Here is a 19,174-nt window from a genome sequence, read left to right as displayed (position 1 = left end):
TGACAATTACCATGAACCTGTCAATCACGAACAGGCAGAAGGTTCCAATGTCCACACTTACAGGCAAGATCGCCGTCATTAGCGGCGCAACGACCGGTATCGGTCTGGCGACGGCCAGGCGCTTTGTCGCTGAAGGCGCTCACGTGTTTATCTTTGGCCGTCGGCAGGCACAGCTCGACGAGGCCGCCAGACTGCTCGGACGCAACGTGACGGCTATCAAGGCCGACGCTGCGAATCTCGATGACCTCGACCGTGTCGCTGCGGCAGTCAAAGAAGAAAAGGGTGTCGTCGACATCATCGTGTCGAACGCGGGCTTTACGGAGCAGGCTCCGATCGACACCCTCACGCCCGAGCATTTCGACAAGGCGTTCAACCTCATGGCCCGCGGCCCCGTCTTCATGGTGCAGAAGCTGTTGCCGATGATGACAGGCAGCGGATCGATCATTCTGGTCTCGTCAGCCATGCATCAGATGGGTATTCCTGGCCACACCGCTTACGCGGCGACCAAGGCGGCATTGCGTTCCTATGCCCGCACCTGGGCTGCGGAATTCAAGGATCGCGGCATCCGCGTCAACATGCTCAGCCCCGGCGCTACCGACACTCCGATTCTCGATTCGCAGTCGGACACTCGCGAGAATCTCGTGAAGATGTACCAGGGCATGATCCCGCTCGGTCGACTCGCCCAGGCCGAGGAAATTGCCAGCGCGGCTCTATTCCTCGCGTCCGATCAGAGTTCTTACGTGACAGGTTCGGATCTGATGGCCGATGGCGGGATCGGTCAGGTCTGACACCAGAGAAGCGCCGCCAGGGCGTTCCGATACATCACGGAGATTTCAATGAGCTACGCAATCATCGGGCTTGGCAAGATCGGCACGGCCATCGCCCAGGCATTTTCCCATCAGGACATCGAAGTAATCGTGGCAGGGAGACGACCGGTCGATGCGCTCGCGGCGAAGATCGGTCCGTTACTCGTGCCCCAGCGAATCGAGGACGCGGTCAAGGCGGACGTCGTCATCCTGGCCGTGCCCTTCGGCAATCACCGGGACATCGGGCGGGCTGCCGCCAACTGGGAAGGGAAGATCGTAATCGACGCAATGAACGCGTACGGCGTGCCTCCCGAGGAACTTGGCGGGTTGCCGTCGAGCGCTGCGGTGGCCAAGTCGTTTCCCGGAGCGAAGGTGGTGAAGGCCTTCAACCATCTGCCTGCTGCCACCCTGGCCCAAGGGGCGACGACACGGCAAGGCGGCCGGCGGGTCGTGTTCGTCTCCAGCGATCACGACGACGCGAGCACCTCGGTGGCGGCCCTGGTCGATCGCCTGGGCTTCGCCCCCATCGAGCTTGGCAAGATCGGCGAAGGCGGTCTGCTCGTTCAGGCTCGCGGCAATACATGGGCACAACTCATTTTCCAGGACCTGACGAAGTTCGACTGAGGTCATATTCCGGGAACCGCTCTGCACATGCTTGCCGCACCTGTTCGATAACCACAGGCCACTGTCCGCACAAAGGTTGGCGGAACAGACGAATCGTCCCGGGATACCAGGGCGAGTCACTGCGTTCGTGCATCCAGCGCCAGTCGACCTCCTCTGCCGGCAGCATCACCCAGCAAGGCGTTCCCGCTGATGCCGCGAGATGCGCGATCGACGTATCCACGCAGATCACAAGATCGAGTTGCGCGACGATCGCGGCGGTGTCGGCCATATCCGCGATCTCGGAGCCGAGATGCGACAGGGGTTGGTCGACCGGTGGTGCGGCAGCTTCATCCTCGCCCTCCCCCTTCTGCAGACTCACGAAACTGATTCCCGGCACACTCCAGAGCGGAGCCAGCATCGCAAGCGATCGCAGCGAGCGGTGCGCATCGTTCTGATGTTTGGCGTTGCCTTTCCATACGAGACCAATCCTTCGACCCGGCGGCAGCCCCGCGAGGCGCACACGCCAGGATTCGACGAGGGACGGGTCGGGCTTCAGCCGCATAGGCGATGGAATAGTTTCAAGCGTCGTACCCAGATACAGCGGCGCGCTCAAGGGACTCGTCCAGTAGTCGTAACAGGCCGCCTTGGCCCGCCCCGCTTCGTGACTCAGCACCGCATCGACGCCCTCAGCCCTCGCGAAGAGCCGCTGCAGCGCCGGCCCGCAGACAAACGCGACCTCCGCTGCTCCTTGCGCCTTCAGCAGCGAAAAGTAGCGCCCAAAGTGAATCGCATCGCCAAGACCGCCTTCCTGCCAGACCAGCAGCCTTTTTCCCGCCAATGCTTCGCCACGCCAGCGCGGACGGCCAATGATCTTCTGCGTCCTGTGCTGGATGGAGTTGGGGTCCTCGTGACGCTCCTCGTATAGCTGCCATCCTTCTTCGAAGCGTCCCATGCTGATCAGCAGTGTAGCCAAGGCAAACTTCGCAACGTGATAATCGCCGCGGATAGCAAGTGCGTCGCGGTAGGCATCCTCGGCTTCCGGCAGGCGGCCCAGCTCCTTCAATACATTGCCGAGGTTGCTGTAGCCCATGACAAAGCCCCGGTTCGTTTCGACTGCCCGTTGATACGCTTGCGCAGCTTCGCGCCAACGACCAAGCGGCCTCAGCACGACGCCCAGGTTGTAATGAAATTCGACGCGGTCAGGGCGAAGCAGCGCCGCCTGCCGATAAGCCGCCTCAGCTTCGGAGAAGCGCCCCTGGTCCTGCAGCAACGAACCAAGCTGGTTGTGGACATCCGCGAGATGGGGACGGACATGCAGCAATTGCCGAAACAGTGCCTCCACCTCAGGCAAGCGGTTTAGCTTTTTCAGCAGCGTGGCGAGGTTTAAGTACGCATCCACGAAGCCTGGGTTCGCAGCGATCGAACGGCGCCAATACGACTCGGCATCGTCGAACCGGCCCAGACCGAGCGAGCTGACCGCTGCGATCTGCAACGCCTCAGCAAGCTGGTGCTCCGCTAACGGCGGCTCCATCTCGAGCAGCGGCGTCACCTTCGCGAGCGCGTCCGTGAATCGTGCTGCCTGGTCCGGATGCGCTGTCGACAAGTCATCGCGCGTGCTGGAGGGATCGCTTGTGGAGGATGAACTCATATCTGTTCAGAGAAATCAGGTTGCGACGCTTCGTGCTCGCGGCGGATAGCGTCCGCAGCGAGATGATAATCCTATCGGCTGCAGGTCGATCGCCTGGCGTATGTCACCTTCGCGTTACCTGCGCGCCATTCTCGTGCCATCATCGGTGTCAAAAGTTCGAACCGCACGCGATGATGTTATTTGTGCGCGGCGTATGTGCTATACATGCCGACGGGTCGAACATAACGACAGAGACGCAATGAAGACGAGGTCGATCGGGTTGTCGGCATGGCTGTGCGTGTTGGCGTGCACCGCGTTCGTCGCGGCGACGTCGTGCTGGTTCGTGCATCCGCTCTTCGCGGCAACGGCTGTCGCGGAAGCGCCCAGAGCATCGCCAGCGGCCGATGAAACGGCCACGCTTAAACGCGGCGCGGAACTGGCTGCGATCGGCGACTGCGTCGTGTGTCATACCGCGAAGCATGATGCGCCCTTCGCGGGTGGCCGTCCGCTCGATACGCCGTTCGGTGTGATCTATTCCACCAACATCACGCCCGACCGCCAGACCGGCATCGGCGCCTGGTCCCTCGACGACTTCAAGCAGGCGATGCGGCGCGGTGTCTCCCGCAACGGTCATCTGCTCTATCCAGCCTTTCCGTACCCGCACTTCACACATATGACGGATGCCGACATCGCCGCGGTCTACGCGTATCTGATGTCGCGCGATGCGGCGCAGGCCACCGCGCCTGCCAACCGTCTGATGTTTCCGCTTGGCTTTCGTCCGTTGATCGCGGTATGGAACCTGTTCTTCCTTAACCGAGGCGTCGAACCGGATGGCGCGTCCTTTACTGCTGCAGCAACGTCAACCTCGACGCCAACCGCATCGCACGAAGAACAGCTATTGCGCGGCCGATATCTGATCGATGGGCCAGCGCATTGCGCAGCGTGCCACACGCCGATGAATCTGCTCGGAGCCGAAAAGCGCGATGAGGCATTCGACGGAAACGTGATCGAAGGCTGGCAAGCACCCGCGCTGACCACTTTGCTGCGCGCGCCTAAGCCGTGGACACACGATCAGTTGACCGCGTATCTGCGTACCGGCCTTGCTGATCAACATGGCGCGTCGGCTGGGCCAATGCGGCCGGTCACGCAGTCTCTAGCGGATGCGTCCGATGCCGACGTCGACGCCATGGCCACCTATCTGCTCTCGCTGCAGACAGCAAGCGCTACAGCATTGACAGACGCGGCACCGCAAGAAGCACAAGCGCAAACGCAAACCACCCCGGCCGACACCATGCACGTGCAAAATGGCGCCGTGCTCTTTAGCGCCACGTGCGCATCATGTCACGCAGCCCATGCGCCGATGACGACCTTTGGCGACCGGCCATCGCTCGCGCTGAGCACAGCCGTCAATGCGCAAGACCCACGCAATGCCCTGCGGCTGATTCTCGACGGGATTCCTAACGAACGCGGCACGCGCGGCCCGTACATGCCGGCCTTCGCCGGCACGCTCACCGACGCGCAGATTGCCGATCTCGCCGCGTACCTGCGTGCCAACTTCAGCAGCCAACCCGCATGGAACCTCGACGCAGCCAACGTCGAGAAACTGCGCCAGGAGACCAGCGAACCATGATGACACTCGTCGTGAATGGCGTACCCCATCAGCTCGATATCGATCCATCGACGCCGCTGCTCTACGCCTTGCGCAACCAGCTCGGCCTGCACGGCGCCAAGTTTGGCTGCGGTCTCGGCCAATGCGGTGCGTGCACGGTGATCGTCGGCGACGAGCCGGTGTTCTCGTGTCTGTTGCCCGTCGCAGCGATCGGCACACGTCCCGTACGCACGATCGAAGGACTTGGTACCGTGGACAAGCCCGGCAAGCTGCAACAGGCGTTTATCGACAGGCAGGCAGCGCAGTGCGGCTACTGCATCGCCGGCATGGTGATGCGGGCTCAGGCGCTGCTCGAACGGGTGCCCTCACCCACCGACGAACAGATCCGCGCACACATGGAGCCGAACCTGTGCCGCTGCGGCACGCATATGCGGATACTCGCAGCGATCCGTGAAGCGGGGCAACACGCATGAGCAACGACACACCCGCCGCACCCGACAGCGTCAGCCGCCGCCGCTTTCTCGCGGCGGGCAGCGTGATGGTCGGCTTCTCGCTGCTGCCTGCGGCGCGCGCGCTCGCGCAGACCACCACCACCGAAGCCGGCACCTTCACCGCGTCCGCGCCGAGCCTGCCGGGCAGTCTGAAAACAGCCCCGATGCTCGACGCGTGGGTCAAGATCGACGAGACAGGCCGCATTAGCGTGTTTACCGGCAAGGCGGAACTCGGCACCGGCATTCGCACTGCATTCATGCAGATCGCCGCCGAACAGTTCGGCGTGATGCCCGAACACATCACGCTCGTGACCGCGGACACTAACTCGACACCGGATGAGGGCTACACCGCGGGCAGCCATTCGACGGCCGACAGCGGCACCGCAATCGCCAACGCCACGGCTCAGGTACGGGCGCTCCTGCTCGAGGCAGCGGCCGCTCGATTGAACGTGGACGTTGCCGCGTTGACGACCCACAACGGCGAAATCGTCGCCGCCGATGGCCGTCGTCTCACATTCGGCGAAGCTGTCAGCGGCGTCAATCTGCATCGCAATGCCCAGCCCGGCGTGCCGACCAAAGATCCCAGTACGTATAAGGTGATTGGTCAGTCGTTTCATCGTGTCGATATTCCGGGCAAGGTAACCGGCGCTCCGCGCTATGTGCAGGATATGAAGCTGCCCGGCATGGTGCACGCGCGTGTGGTGCGGCCGCCGTCGTACGGTGCGACGTTGAAGCCGGTAGATGTGACGTCGGTACGGTCGATGCCAGGTGTGATCGCCGTCGTGCAGGACGGCAGTTATCTCGCGGTCGTGGCCGACGATGAATGGCGCGCCATCACCGCCATGCGCGCGCTGACAGAGCTCGCGCAATGGCAAAGCGGGCCGCCGCTACCGGCACAGGCAACGATTCACGAGACGCTGGAGAAACTGCCCGCGCAGGAAATCTCGGTTGCCAACACACAGGGCGCGGCGCCGCCCGCAGCGCAGACGCTACGCGCGCGCTTTACCAAACCGTATCTGACGCACGGTTCGATCGGTCCGTCGTGCGCCGTGGCGTGGCTCAACGATGGACAGATGACGGTCTGGACTCACACGCAAGGCGTCTTCCCGATGCGCAAGGGGCTGGCCGAGATGCTGTCGATACCGCCTGAGCGCGTGCGCTGCATCCATGTCGAAGGCTCCGGTTGCTACGGACACAACGGTGCCGACGATGTCGCCGCCGACGCCGCGCTGATCGCACGCGCCGTGCCGGGCAAACCGGTGCGCGTGCAATGGATGCGCGAGCAGGAACACACGTGGGAGCCGTTCGGACCGGCGATGTCGAGCAACATTTCTGCGTCGCTGGATGCGAACGGGCAGATCGTCGACTGGAAGTACGAACTCTGGAGCAACACGCATAACAACCGCATCGAAAATGCCGGGCGCTTCATGCCGACATGGTCCCTTTCGAAACCCTTCACGCCCGCGCCACCGAAGCCGATTCCGATGCCGGAAGGCGGTGGCGACCGCAACAGCATTCCGTTGTATCGCGTGCCCAACCTGTACGTGCAGCATCATTTTTTACCCGACATGCCAATCCGTGTGTCGGCGATGCGTTCGCTCGGCGCGTATCACAACATCTTTTCGATCGAAAGCTTCATCGACGAACTCGCGCTTGCTGCGCATACCGACCCGGTCGCGTTTCGGCTGAAGCATCTGGACGATCCGCGCGCGCATGCCGTGATCGAGCGCGCGGCGCAACGTTTCGGCTGGCCGCATCTCGCACACTCGGGCGCACCGTCGCGTGGCGTCGGTTTCGCCTTCGCGAAGTACAAGAACCTGATGGCCTACTGTGCACTGGCCATCGAAATCTCGATCGAACGCGAGACCGGTTACGTGACGATAGAACGCGTCGCGAGCGCGCTCGATTGCGGACAGATCGTGAATCCCGACGGCGTGCGCAATCAGATCGAAGGCGGCATCCTGCAATCGGCCAGCTGGACGCTGTTCGAAGCCACGACCTTCAACGAGCACAACATCACGAGTTTCGACTGGAGCGCCTATCCGATCCTGCGCTTTTCTTCCGTGCCGAAAGTACTCGATGTCGATCTGATCGACCGACCTGGCACGCCGTTTCTCGGCGTTGGCGAAGCATCGCAAGGGCCGATGTCAGCGGCACTCGCGAATGCGATTGCCAACGCGACCGGAAAGCGCTTCAGGGATTTGCCTTTATCGCCGGAAAAGTTGCGCGCGGCGTTGCGGGTCTAATACCGGCGTCTTCAAACCAGAGCAATACGCGACGAGCTCGCGCAACCCAAAGAAGCGTTGCGCGAGGCTTTTCAAGCCACCGCTCAGAACACCGTGTGAATACCCACGCGGAACACGGTCTGGCTATTGCTGCTCGAACCGGGACCGGTATCCGTGATGCCGCTGATTTCCGCCGATGCGCCTTCATTGGCGATCTGATAGATCGAACTCACGTAGACCGTCGTGCGTTTCGAGAGGATATAGAACAGTGTTGCGCCGACCTGATTGGCGTGATTGTTGTCGAGAAACGTATTGCCTTTCAGGTACATATACTCGCCACTCAACATCCAGGTGGGTGCGAATTGCCAGCGCACGCCCCCTGACATTTCAGCCGCGGCGGCGCTGTTACCCATGTTGTGTACGGTCGTGATCAGTCCGTGCAGCGTGATGTTGTCGAACGTGTACAAGGCGCCCACACCCCAGTTGCGTACGCTCACCTGTGGGCCGCCCGTGACCACATACTTCACGTCGGTATAGGCCGCACCGAGCTTCAGATTGCCCACCAGGTAGTCAAGCCCGAAGCTCGATGAATTGCCCGTGCCGACCGACCCCGCCACATTACCGAAGCCATACATGGCGCCGACCGTCAAACCGCCCAACGACGGGCTCAGATACTTGACCGTGTTGGCGATCGCCGTGCCCTCGCTGCGATCCCAGTCGAGTTCGCCGGTGGGATTGTTCGGAATGCCGAGACGCTGGAACGGCCCCGCTGGAAAGCCGAAGAAGAAGCCGCCGTCGTCGGCCGTATCGATACCCGACGCCCACAGCGACATCGCCATGAAGTCGTACTGGCTACCCATCGTGAACGTTCCATAGCGGTCGTCCTGCAAGCCGATATACGACGTCTTCGAGAACAGCTGCTGACCGGGTGTGATGCTGCCCGTGTTGACCGAGAACTGGTCGGTCAACTGAAAGATCGCCCTGAGTCCGCCGCCCAGATCCTCGACACCCTTGATGCCCCACAGGTTCGGCGTGAACACACCGTCATTGGCCTTGACGAGGCCGTGCCCGTGCTCGTTGCTGATATAGCTGACGCCGTTGTCCATCAGGCCAAACAGCGTGACACTACTTTGCGCATACGCGGCACCGGTAAAGGTCAAACCCAGTGCTGCGAAAAGCCCCAACAGTCCTGCTCGCATCCTGCTATCTCCTCGTGTTTTTTTGATGCAACTGCGCCGAACAAACCTGTGTCAGACGGTGTTCGCAAGCTGGCATCCCTACCGCTCGCCACCACCACCCACGCTAGACGCGCGCCGTCCCCGTCGGCCGGCATCGCTCCGCACCGCTCGCTTTATGTTCCTTTATACGGAACGTCGTTCCTGTTTGCGAGCGGTGGTATTTGGCAATCTCCATTGATCTGTGTCAAGAAATATTCAGCCAGGGTAAGCCCTGAGAGCGTTTCCAGCGGCCCTTCCATTTTCGAGTCAGAGCCATGCGCCGTGTGGTTGTGGGAGGTCTTTCGCCAATTCGCCAGGCTGCCGTGGAGCGAATAACATTTGGCATGCCGCAACACTTTCGTCTTCATGATCACTCACGGCCGCTACTGGACAGATCCTGCCAAAAACTGCACAATGTTCCCGTATACGGAACGATGTTCCATTCAATAACTTTTGAGGTAAAGTCTATGGCAACGAATGCATCTGAGGCGTCGCGTCCGAAAGAAGCGGCGGTTGAAAGTCCTGCAGAGGGGCGGCTGTCATCGGTCACCGCGGCGGTCCGCGTGCTCAAGGCATTTTCGGAGGAAGAGCCGGAGATCGGTATCAGCACGCTCGCCAAGCGGCTGAAACTCGCCAAGAGCACCGCGCACCGGCTTGCCACGACATTGCTTGCCGAGGGGCTGCTAGAGCAGAACCTGGAGAATGGCCGTTATCGGCTGGGGATCGAACTGTTCGCGCTCGGCGCGCTCGTGCGCCGGCGCCTCACCGTGTCCACCCAGGCGCTGCCGTTCCTTCACGAATTGAGAGAGAAGACCGATGAGACTGTTCACCTCGCCATCCTCGACGGCACCAGCATCATTTATCTGTTCAACCTCGAGAGCAATCAGGCCATCCGGGTGCGGTCATACATCGGAGTGCGCAAGCCCGCTTTCTGCACGTCCGAAGGTCTCGTCCTGCTCGCGCATAGTGCGCCCGACGTGGTCGGCCGGGTCATCAAGGAAGGTCTCGTGGCGCGCACGCTGAACACCAATACGAGTTCGGCCGCCCTGCTCAAGGTGCTCGAACAGGTTCGCGTCGAAGGCTTTTCGATGGACGACGAAGAGTCGGAAGCCGGTATGCGTGGCATTGCCGCGCCCGTTCGCGATCTGACCGGACAGGTTGTAGCCGCCATCAGCGTCGGCGGTCCGACTCAACGTCTCACCAAAAAAGCATTGCGCGGATTCACTCCGCTATTGATCAACGCCGCCGAAGGTATCTCGACCCGACTGGGATACCGGCGCCCATAAATCTTGTTTCCTGCCCGGAAGGGGAATAGTGGATCCATGTCTGAACTGACTCATTGCATTACCCTGGAAGGCGGCGACGTCACATTTTCTTGCCCGCCCGACGACACCATTCTCCGATCCGCGCTGCGCGCAGGCATTGCCTTTCCCTATGAATGCAATGTGGGCGCCTGCGGCAACTGCAAGTTCCAGCTCGTCGACGGCGAGCTTCAGCAACGCTGGGCCGAAGCACCGGCCTGGAGCGACAAGGACCGCGAACGCGGCCGTTTTCTGGGCTGCCAATCGGTGCCTGGCTCCGCCTGCACGATCAAGGTCAGGCCTTCGGCGCTCTACGCGCCCGTGCATCGGCCGCGCCGCGTGGCGGCGACCTTGACGCAAAGCCGGCCCATTACGCACGACATTCACGAATTCCACTTTTCGCTCGACGAACCGCTGCCGTTCGAACCCGGCCAGTACGCGCTGCTGTCGTTGCCCGGCGTGACCGGCGTGCGCGCGTATTCGATGAGCAATGTTGCTGAAGCGCCGGCCTTGACCCTGCAGTTCCAGGTGCGTCGCGTGCCGGGCGGAAAAGGTACTGCCGCGCTCTTCGAGGGCTTGCAGCCCGGCATGCGTATCGAGATCGACGGCCCCTATGGCCGCGCCTATCTGCGGCGTGATGCGCAGCGCGACATTGTGTGCATCGCCGGCGGTTCAGGTCTTGCACCGATGATTTCGATCGCGCGTGGTTTTGCTTTCGACCCAAATCTTCAGGACACCAAACTGCACTTCCTGTATGGCGCCCGCACCGGCAAGGACATCTGCGGCCGCGACATGCTCGAAGTTCTGCCCGGCTTCGGCGAACGAATCCAGTTTCATGCGGTGGTCTCGACGCCCGAACCAGGCGATGCTGACGCTGCTGCCAGCTACACAGGCTTCGTGCATGAACTGGCCGACACATTGCTCGGCGACAGCCTTCGCGACATGGAGATCTATTTCGCAGGACCGCCGGCAATGGGCGAGGCCATCCAGCGCATGTTGCTTGCCCGGAAGATTTCCTTCGATCGCGTGCATTTCGATCAGTTTTATTGAACCCACTGCGCAACGGCGACGCGCGCCGTCGGTCGCGCGCGCTGCGCAGGCCTCAGGAGCGACCACGTGTCAAAGCTTAAACTCACCTTCGGCTGCTGGAACTACGACCGCACTCGCGGGCTGATGGACGGATCTGTCCAACCCGACGGCATCGATCTGAACTATCTGAACATGCCGGTCGAAGAGACCTTCTTCCGGATGCTGCGCAACCGTGAATTCGATGCGGCGGAAATGTCGCTGTCGTCGTACACCATGTCGTGCTTCAAGGATCCGCAGCCGTTCATTGCCATCCCGGTGTTTCCCTCGCGCTTTTTCCGGCACTCGTGCATCTATGTCAACGCGAACTCTGGCATCAAGAGTCCTAAGGACCTGATTGGAAAGCGCATCGGCAACCCTGAATACCAGATGACGGCGCCGGTCTGGATCCGCGGCATTCTGTCCGACCATTACGGCGTGCCGGTCGACAGCGTCACCTACTTCACCGGTGGCGAAGAAGAACCGAACCGTTCGGAAAAGCTCAAGCTCGACTTGCCGGACAACATCCGCGTGGAACGGATCGGCCCGGACAAGACCTTGTCGCAAATGCTCTACGACGGCGAAATCGACGCGCTCTACACGGCGCGTATGCCCTCTTCGTACCGGAAGGGCGACGGCAAGGTGACGCGGCTGTTCGAAAATTACGTCGATGTCGAGCGCGAGTACTTCAAGGAAACGGGGCTCTTCCCGATCATGCACACGGTCGTCGTGCGCCGCGAGATTTACGAGGCGAACCGCTGGGTCGCACAATCGCTTTACAAGGCGCTCGTAGAATCGCAACGCCGAACCTACGAAGACCTCAACGAGACTGCTGCCCTAAAGGCAATGCTGCCGTGGCTGAACTCGCACGTCGAGGAAGTCCGCAAGGAGATGGGCGACGACTTCTGGCCGTACGGCTTGCAGAAGAATCGCGCGAATCTGGAAGTGTTCCTGCGCTATTCGTACGAGCAAGGTCTCTCCAGAAAACTCCTGACGCCGGAAGACCTGTTCGCACCCGAGACGTTCGAGTCGTTCAAGATCTGACGCGTATGTAGCAAAACGCGCGGCACGGAGAGAATTCACCGTGCCGCGCGAACATCTGTACTGCTCTTCTGTTCTGCCTAGCGCACGGGCTCCTGAACCCCCGCTTCGTCATTAGGTACAGGTGCATACGCCGCGTAGACGTCCCGCCGCTCGGGATAAACGTACGGCCCAAGGCGGCAAATCGACACGATCGATACGGCAGTCAGCCCGACAAAAGCCCACAGCGCGACGTGGTACGAATGCAGCAGGTCGTAGCACAGACCGGTCAGGAAGATCATGATGCCGGCGCCCCATCCCCAACACGCCCAGATACCGCCGCAGACGCGCCCAAACAGTCTCAGGTCGAAATAGCGGCTGACGATGAAGGTGATGATGTCGGCTTCGGCACCGATGCTCACGCCGATCAAACCGGCCGCCACCATCGCCGAAGTCCCCGTAGCGCCGTTCGCCAGAATCAGCACACCGATCATGGTGATCGAGAACGACACCGCAGCCACATACGGCGCATGCACGCGGTCCATCAGATACCCGGCCAGCAAGCGCCCGACCGCAGACGACAGGCCGGCGATCGATAGCATGCTGGTTGCGACACGAATCGTCGCGCCGCGGTCCATCATCATCGGCACCAGTTGCGATAGCAGCGCGAGCATCACCCCCGACATGCAGAAGATGGCCAAGCCCAGCTGACGAAAACTGCGGCTCGTCCGCGCGATCTGCGAAAGCTTCGGCAGGTCCGCATTGTTCTTTCGGGTACGCGGCGTGAGCTGCGAGTCACGGGGCATCTTCACGAGAAAGTACAGCGCGGGTAGAGAGAACGCGGCAACCGCAACCGCGACGCCGAGATAGCCGACACGCCAGCCGAAATTTCGCAGCAGATAGCCTGCGTACTGCGGCATCAGTGCGCCGCCCACTGCAGTGCCGCCGACCGTCAAGCCGAGAGCAAGGCCGCGATGACGGTCAAAACGCGCGCAGACGACCTTCGCGTAAGGCAATGCATTGCTGCCGGGCGCGAAGAAACCGACCAGCACGAACGCGAGGCAGAACAGCGGCACCGATGGCGGCATCACGCTGACGAGCGCGATCGAAAGTGCGAACAACGTCAGGAACAGCAGCGTGGGTTTGCGCACACCCCAGCGGTCGACCAGCGAGCCGAGCACGATCGTGCCCGGCCCCATCGCGAATTCGAAAATGGTCAGGCCGAGCGATACCTCCGATCGTCCCCAGTGATTCTGTGCGGCGATGGCACGGATGAAGGTGCCAAACATGAATGCCGAGATCACCCCGGCGCCCACCGAGAGGCAGATGGCGCCGCCTACGACGGTCCACCATCGATTCAATTCTTTACTGTTCAAGTCTCACTCCACAATTATTCGCCGACGCCCAGTGCGTCCAGCAAATCGTCGAGATAGCCGGTGTCGTTCACCAGCATCATCGTCGTACACAAAGGCCGCAACGTGTCCGAGGTCCGCGAGTCTGTCGACGCGGTACCGGGACGCCGGCGGATCAGCCCTGAGATCGTGACAGACCGGCCGCGGTAAGCACGCGCGGCCAGCACACCTGCAGCCGGATCATCCCCTTCGTCACCGACGATGAGGACGAGGTCCACCGGGTCCGCCCACTGCGCGAGGCGCTCGGCCGCTGTCGAGCCGGAGCCGGAGCCAGGCTCGGCGAACGCATGAAGCTCCGCCGGCCCCGAGACTCGCACATGCGCCGACGGCGCCCGCGAGCGGCACAAGGCCATCTCCGGGTCTGCCCCGTTCAGGAAGATTACCCGAGCCGTGCGGGGCGACGCATTCGCTGCCCGTATCCGGAAGCGCGCTTCCGGCCAGCCGGAGGGAGAGGGTCGCGCCTGAGCGCGCCTGGATTCGGATTCGCCTGTTTGCATCAGTGGACGTTTTTGCCGTTTGTCCGGTATCAGACCGTGGTATGGGACTTGCCCGGTTCGGCGCGCAGTGCATCTTTCGCGCCTTCCTTGAACGGAACATCGCGCGCGAGCACCGTGGCAACCGAACGGATGCTCTGCGCCGCGGCGTCACGGCCCGGCGGCAATTGCCCTTGTTCGGCCAGTGCACGGGCGGCTTTCATCAAGCGGTTGCGAACCATGATGATGCCGTTGTCGGTCGACACAAGGTTTTCTCGCGTGCGGTCCTGGATCGCCCCCATGCTTTCCTGCAGCGACGCATCCTGCATGCCGATGCCTTCCACACCACTGTATGTATGGCCCGCCTTTTGCGCCGCGCGGTCCATCAGGTAATCGTTGTCCTTGTTCTGCAGCGGACGATAGGTACCCGGCACGTATTTGACGTGAATGCCGTGGCCTTCCTTCATTGCCTGGATTTCCCCCTGCGTCAGGTCGCGTGTCGGGTGGTAATCGAAGCTCCAGGCCCAGCAATGCTCGTCGTCGATCGGCACCCAGAAATGCCCGTGCACCGGATGGTCGCCGCGCGGCGGCACCAGTGTGAAGCAAGGCATCACCCACGGCGTAATGCGCCAGTAGTACTGCTCGTTCTCCGCATTGCGGCGCGCACCGATGAAAAGGCCGCCCTCTGTGTCGACAACCTCGAACACCGGGCTCAGGTCGCTGAGGTTGTACTGATTACCTTTCGCCCCTTTAAACAAGGGGTCGTGATGCAGGCTAGCGCTGTGCAGAAACGAGACGTGGCTCGAGTCGACGCCGCCTTCGAGCGCCTGCAGCCAGTTGGTTTCCTGAAAGCGCTTGGTAATGAAGCTGCGACCGAGCGGCAACGTCGCAAACTCGAATTCCGGCGGGGGCGGCTGATCTTCCGGCGGACCCATATACACCCAGACAATGCCGCCGCGCTCGATCAGCGGATACGACTTGAGTTTGATGCGGTTGCAAAAGCCGCTTTCAGCCGGCTCCGACGGTACCTCCATACACTGGCCGTTCACGTCGTACTTCCAGCCGTGGTAAGGACAGCGAATGCCGCCCTCCTCGTTGCGCCCAAACCAGAGTGATACGCCACGGTGCGCACAGAACTCGTCGATCAGGCCGAGACGCCCCTCGGAATCGCGAAACGCCAGCATCCGCTCCGACAGCAACTGCAGTTTGACCGGCGCCCCACCCGCTTCCGCAACTTCCTCGGCCAGCAGCGCCGGCAACCAGTAACGGCGGAACAACTCGCCCATCGGCGTGCCATTACCCGTTTGCGTCAGCAGATCGTTTTGTTCTTTCCTCAACATGTTTTGCCCTTGCGTTCTTGATAGCAATTCTTCCGTCCGGCGCCGTGCCAGTAGGACCTCAAATTTCACTTGTTCCATATGTAGGAACAGTGTTCTTTTCAATAGAACAAAGTTATCATCCGCTCGAATCCTTTGTCAAACGGAGATTTCCGATGCCGCAGTCGTGTACCCGCATGGGGCTTTGTAAAGTTTCAGATGTCAGTTCCGGGAAGGCCATCAAGATCGAGAAGCAAGGCCTGACGCTCGCCGTGTTCAATGTCGCCGGTGACTATCTGGTCACGGACGACGCCTGCACACATGGCCCAGGTTCACTGTCGGAGGGGTGTATCGATGGGGAAGTCGTGGAATGCGACTTCCACAATGGCGCCTTCAATATCCGCACAGGCGAAGTGGTGGCGCCGCCATGCATGATCCCGCTAAAGACGTACAAGACCTATGTGGAAAACGACGAGGTTGGAATCGAACTGGTGGAGTCCGAGTAAATGAGCCGCCCCAAAATTGCCATCGCACTAGGCGACCCCGCCGGGATTGGCCCGGAAATCGCGCTCAAAGCGGCGCTTGACCCACGCGTTCTGGAAATCTGCGAACCGATCCTCGTGGGCGATGCTCAGGCACTCGCCTATCACGCGAAGGCCAGCCAGATCGATGCTCACATTCATTCGGTTCAGTCGGCGAAGCAGCCGGCGATTACCGGTCCCGCAGATGTCACGCTCATGGCGCTCGACCACTTCTCGGCCGAACCGCTGCGTGTCGGCAAGATCGCGGCGGCGCATGGACGCTCGGCTATCGAGTCGGCACGCGTTGCCATCGAAGCGGCCATGGCGGGCGACGTCCGCGCCGTGGTGGCCTGCCCGCAGACCGAGTACGCCATCAAGGAGGCGGGCATCGAGTTCGACGGTTATCCGTCGTTTGTCGCGCGTTGCACGGGCACGCCCGTCGACGATGCCTATCTGATGTTGTGCTTCGATTCGACGCGCATCGTGCATACGACGCTGCACGTGAGTCTGCGCCATGCCCTGGATCTGATTACCGAAGCACGCGTCCTGAGCGTGATCACGGCGACGCATGCGGTGCTCGCGCGCCACGGCAAGCCCGTGCGGATCGCTGTCGCGGGTCTTAATCCGCACGCCAGCGAAAGCGGCATGTTTGGCGACGATGAGGCTCGCATCATCGAGCCCGCGCTGAAAGCAGCACGCGAGCGCAGCATCGATGTCGACGGTCCGTTCGGCGCCGATACGATGTTCAAGAAGTCCGGCTACGACGCGTTCATCGTGATGTACCACGATCAAGGGCATATCGCCGCCAAGCTGCTGGCTACCAACCGGACGGCAGGCATGACGATCGGCACGCCCATCCTGTTTTCCTCGGTGGCGCACGGTAGCGCGCTGGATATCGCCGGCCTCAATCAGGCAAGCCCGGAAGCCGTCGTAGAAGCGGTACACCGCCTTGTGCACGCCTCGCCGGATCAGGTCTGAACGTTGGGTACGAGACCGGCTTTATTGTCGTGACGGCGCGCGCAAGACGCCGCTAACAAAAAGAAGTTCCTTTCCACAGGTCGCTGTGCAGGAGACACCCATGAGCCGCCTGAGCCTGAATGCGAAACTATGGTCGGTCCTCGTCATCATGTGGATCGGGCTACTGTTGCTAGCCTGTTCCACGGCGTGGGAATCGCGCCAGAGGATGCTCGACGATCGCAAGAGCGCCATCGAGAACATCGTTGAAGCAGCAACCGGTGTAGTCGACGATCTCGCCGCTCAGGCGGCGACGCATGCAATCAGTGAGGATGAGGCAAAGAAGCAGGCGCTGGCCCGCCTGCAGTCGATGCGTTACGGCAAGGACGGATTCGTGATGGTCACCGACTCGCATCCCGTCGTGCTCATGCACCCCACCCTGCCTGATTTACGCAACAAGGATGTCAGCGCGTTCAAGGGACCAAACGGCACGCTGGTCTTCGTCAATATGGTGCAGACGGCGCAGGCGCATGGGCAAGGCTACGTCGAGTATCTGGGGCGTATCCAGAAGGCCTCAGGCTACGTCGCCGCGAATAAGCTCACCTTCGTCAAGCGGTTCAAACCATGGGACTGGTATATCGAATCGGGTCTCTATCTGAACGACATCGACGACCTGTTTCATGCCATGTTGCTGCAATACCTGCTGATCGTTCTCACGATTGGCGCGCTGGTCACGGCGGCGATGCTGCTCATCAGCCGTAACGTGCGGCGCAGCCTGGGTGGCGAGCCGTCCTACGCCGCTGAAATCGCCAACCGGATTGCCAATAACGATCTGACCGCGGTAGTCGATACCGCGCCGGGTGACCGCTCGAGCATGCTGTTTTCAATGAAGCTCATGCAGGACCACCTCACGCGAACCATCGGCACGATTAAAAATTCTGCCGACTCGATTGCCACAGCCTCGCAGCAGATAGCGGCAGGCAACCTCGACCTCTCGCAGCGGACCGAAGAACAGGCCGCGTCGCTCCAGGAAACTGCCACGAGTATGGAAGAACTGACGAGCACGGTTCATCACAACACGGAAAACGCCCTGCAAGCGAGCGCGCTGGCCAATAGCGCCTCTGACACCGCGCAGCGTGGCGGGGCAGTCGTGGGACGCGTCGTCGAGACGATGCACGGGATCTCCAGCAGTTCCGCCAGAGTGGCCGACATTATCAACGTCATCGAAGGCATCGCGTTCCAGACCAATATCCTCGCGCTCAACGCAGCGGTCGAGGCAGCGCGAGCCGGTGAGCAAGGCCGCGGCTTCGCCGTGGTTGCCAGCGAGGTACGCAATCTCGCGCAACGCAGCGCGACCGCCGCCAAGGAAATCAAGGCGCTTATCGGCGAGTCAGTGGATCGGGTACAAGCCGGCGCCAGGCTGGTCGAAGAGGCCGGCAATACGATCGAAGAAATCGTCCATGCCGTGAAGCGCGTAACCGAGATCATGAGCGCAATCTCCTCGGCATCGCAAGAACAGAGCACTGGCATCGAGCAGGTCAACCGGGCGGTCACGCAAATGGACCAGGTAACCCAGCAGAACGCTGCGCTCGTCGAAGAGGCCTCGGCGGCGGCGCAGTCGATGGCCGATCAGGCTCAGGAACTGCGTCACGCTGTGGCGGGCTTCAAGGTCGGCAATCTCGACCCGGCGCGTACTACCGGCGCCGGAACCGCGCACCTGGCATCCCCACTGCCCTCGTTTGGGCCATCCCGACCCCATCAAATCCCCCGTTAAACGGGCGTCGCGCTGCGATTTCACATGATCCGGCAGCGCGTCTAAAAACACTCCCATATTTACCAACCGGTTAATAAGGCGCAGAATAGCGCATGAAATTGGGGTTTATATCAGGAGGCGGCAGATGGAATTGTCCGGCAACCAGTTGATGGCGGCGCCGAGAAGCGCCGTATGGGAAGCGCTTCTCGACCCGGCGGTCCTGCAGCGCTGCATCCCCGGATGCGAGGACGTCGCCCGGGTTTCGGATGAAGAAACGCACGTGCGGATCCTGGTCAAGCTGGGTCCGGTACGCGCCAGGTTTACCGGCAAGATGTTCATGTCCGAGGTCGATCCGGCCAGGCATTGCAAGCTTTCGTTCGAAGGCGTGGGCGGTGGCGCGGGGTCGGCCAAGGGCTCTTCGAACGTCGAGTTGTCGGATGAGGCCGGTGGCACGCGGCTGACCTACTCGGTGGCAGCGTCCGTCGGCGGGAAGCTGGGACAGATCGGCGGGCGGCTGATCGATTCGTCCGCGAAAAAAATGGCCGACGAGTTCTTCGCCAGCCTGCAACGGCAACTCAGCGGAGGCGCGATTGCCGATGATGCCCCGCTTGTCGCCGAAGCCGCGGCTCGCCCGACGAACGCGCCCTCCTCGCCGGAACGCCGGCCCAACACCTCGCCGTCGTCGCTATGGCCTGAAGGGCGATTCGCGCCCGAACTGGCGCGGGCCGGATGGTTTGCGCTCGGTGTGCTCACAACGCTTCTCCTGACGCATCTTGCGTAA

17 protein-coding genes are annotated in these 19,174 nt (G+C 61.5%); 12 read left to right on the top strand and 5 right to left on the bottom strand.

What is annotated here, in order from left to right:
- Positions 1–47 precede the first annotated feature (47 nt).
- Positions 48–788, top strand: a complete 741-nt coding sequence (locus P3T20_RS17890; RefSeq protein ID WP_429287493.1) for an SDR family NAD(P)-dependent oxidoreductase — start codon at positions 48–50, stop codon at positions 786–788.
- 48 nt (positions 789–836) lie between these two features.
- The gene (locus P3T20_RS17885; RefSeq protein WP_429287492.1) at positions 837–1,430 is read left to right on the top strand and encodes an NADPH-dependent F420 reductase; all 594 of its coding nucleotides are present in this window, start codon (positions 837–839) and stop codon (positions 1,428–1,430) included.
- Here the strand turns inward: P3T20_RS17885 and P3T20_RS17880 are convergent.
- On the bottom strand, positions 1,399–3,057 hold the full coding sequence (locus tag P3T20_RS17880; protein WP_429287491.1) for a tetratricopeptide repeat protein: 1,659 nt from the start codon (positions 3,055–3,057) through the stop codon (positions 1,399–1,401). The genes P3T20_RS17885 and P3T20_RS17880 overlap by 32 nt on opposite strands.
- A gap of 238 nt (positions 3,058–3,295) precedes the next feature.
- Here P3T20_RS17880 and P3T20_RS17875 point away from each other — a divergent pair, with 238 nt between their 5' ends.
- Genes P3T20_RS17875 through P3T20_RS17865 form a run of 3 tightly spaced genes read left to right on the top strand, consistent with a single transcriptional unit; the run spans position 3,296 to position 7,382 of the window.
- Positions 3,296–4,666 (top strand): cytochrome c, encoded by a 1,371-nt coding sequence (locus P3T20_RS17875; protein ID WP_429287490.1) that lies wholly within the window; start codon positions 3,296–3,298, stop codon positions 4,664–4,666.
- The gene (locus P3T20_RS17870) at positions 4,663–5,118 is read left to right on the top strand and encodes a (2Fe-2S)-binding protein (protein WP_429287489.1); all 456 of its coding nucleotides are present in this window, start codon (positions 4,663–4,665) and stop codon (positions 5,116–5,118) included. The genes P3T20_RS17875 and P3T20_RS17870 overlap by 4 nt, the downstream gene beginning before the upstream one ends.
- A complete protein-coding gene (locus P3T20_RS17865) occupies positions 5,115–7,382 on the top strand; it encodes a molybdopterin cofactor-binding domain-containing protein (RefSeq protein WP_429287488.1) in 2,268 nt (755 codons plus the stop codon). Before P3T20_RS17870 ends, P3T20_RS17865 begins: the two co-directional genes overlap by 4 nt.
- 83 nt (positions 7,383–7,465) lie before the next feature.
- On the opposite strand, the gene P3T20_RS17860 is transcribed toward P3T20_RS17865, so the two are convergent.
- Positions 7,466–8,560: a porin gene (locus P3T20_RS17860; RefSeq protein ID WP_429287487.1), complete on the bottom strand. Its 1,095-nt coding sequence runs from the start codon at positions 8,558–8,560 to the stop codon at positions 7,466–7,468.
- Between the two features lie 485 nt (positions 8,561–9,045).
- Between P3T20_RS17860 and P3T20_RS17855 the strand changes: the two genes are divergently transcribed.
- From P3T20_RS17855 to P3T20_RS17845, 3 genes are all read left to right on the top strand, one after another.
- Positions 9,046–9,864 (top strand): IclR family transcriptional regulator, encoded by an 819-nt coding sequence (locus P3T20_RS17855; RefSeq protein ID WP_074265169.1) that lies wholly within the window; start codon positions 9,046–9,048, stop codon positions 9,862–9,864.
- 36 nt (positions 9,865–9,900) lie between these two features.
- Positions 9,901–10,929 (top strand): 2Fe-2S iron-sulfur cluster-binding protein, encoded by a 1,029-nt coding sequence (locus tag P3T20_RS17850; RefSeq protein WP_429287486.1) that lies wholly within the window; start codon positions 9,901–9,903, stop codon positions 10,927–10,929.
- A gap of 66 nt (positions 10,930–10,995) precedes the next feature.
- On the top strand, positions 10,996–11,988 hold the full coding sequence (locus tag P3T20_RS17845; protein WP_074265171.1) for a 4,5-dihydroxyphthalate decarboxylase: 993 nt from the start codon (positions 10,996–10,998) through the stop codon (positions 11,986–11,988).
- 77 nt (positions 11,989–12,065) lie between these two features.
- On the opposite strand, the gene P3T20_RS17840 is transcribed toward P3T20_RS17845, so the two are convergent.
- Genes P3T20_RS17840 through P3T20_RS17830 form a run of 3 tightly spaced genes read right to left on the bottom strand, consistent with a single transcriptional unit; the run spans position 12,066 to position 15,189 of the window.
- The gene (locus P3T20_RS17840; RefSeq protein ID WP_254368857.1) at positions 12,066–13,340 is read right to left on the bottom strand and encodes an MFS transporter; all 1,275 of its coding nucleotides are present in this window, start codon (positions 13,338–13,340) and stop codon (positions 12,066–12,068) included.
- A gap of 14 nt (positions 13,341–13,354) precedes the next feature.
- Positions 13,355–13,873: a hypothetical protein gene (locus P3T20_RS17835; RefSeq protein ID WP_429287485.1), complete on the bottom strand. Its 519-nt coding sequence runs from the start codon at positions 13,871–13,873 to the stop codon at positions 13,355–13,357.
- Positions 13,874–13,902: 29 nt separating this feature from the next.
- The gene (locus tag P3T20_RS17830; protein WP_074265172.1) at positions 13,903–15,189 is read right to left on the bottom strand and encodes an aromatic ring-hydroxylating dioxygenase subunit alpha; all 1,287 of its coding nucleotides are present in this window, start codon (positions 15,187–15,189) and stop codon (positions 13,903–13,905) included.
- Positions 15,190–15,341: 152 nt separating this feature from the next.
- Between P3T20_RS17830 and P3T20_RS17825 the strand changes: the two genes are divergently transcribed.
- The 4 genes from P3T20_RS17825 (at position 15,342) to P3T20_RS17810 (ending at position 19,174) form a co-directional block, all read left to right on the top strand.
- Entirely contained in the window at positions 15,342–15,671 is a 330-nt protein-coding gene (locus P3T20_RS17825; RefSeq protein ID WP_074265173.1) for a non-heme iron oxygenase ferredoxin subunit, read from the top strand.
- On the top strand, positions 15,672–16,664 hold the full coding sequence (locus tag P3T20_RS17820) for a PdxA family dehydrogenase (RefSeq protein ID WP_429287484.1): 993 nt from the start codon (positions 15,672–15,674) through the stop codon (positions 16,662–16,664).
- Positions 16,665–16,764: 100 nt separating this feature from the next.
- On the top strand, positions 16,765–18,414 hold the full coding sequence (locus tag P3T20_RS17815) for a methyl-accepting chemotaxis protein (RefSeq protein ID WP_429287483.1): 1,650 nt from the start codon (positions 16,765–16,767) through the stop codon (positions 18,412–18,414).
- A gap of 124 nt (positions 18,415–18,538) precedes the next feature.
- Positions 18,539–19,174 (top strand): CoxG family protein, encoded by a 636-nt coding sequence (locus tag P3T20_RS17810; protein ID WP_429287482.1) that lies wholly within the window; start codon positions 18,539–18,541, stop codon positions 19,172–19,174.

Origin of the sequence: Paraburkholderia sp. GAS206C (assembly GCF_050435645.1) — a bacterium.
In the GTDB taxonomy this organism is placed as follows: Bacteria; Pseudomonadota; Gammaproteobacteria; order Burkholderiales; family Burkholderiaceae; genus Paraburkholderia; species Paraburkholderia phenazinium_B.
Note: the sequence above shows the minus strand (reverse complement) of the source record. Positions and strands in the feature narration are given on the sequence as shown.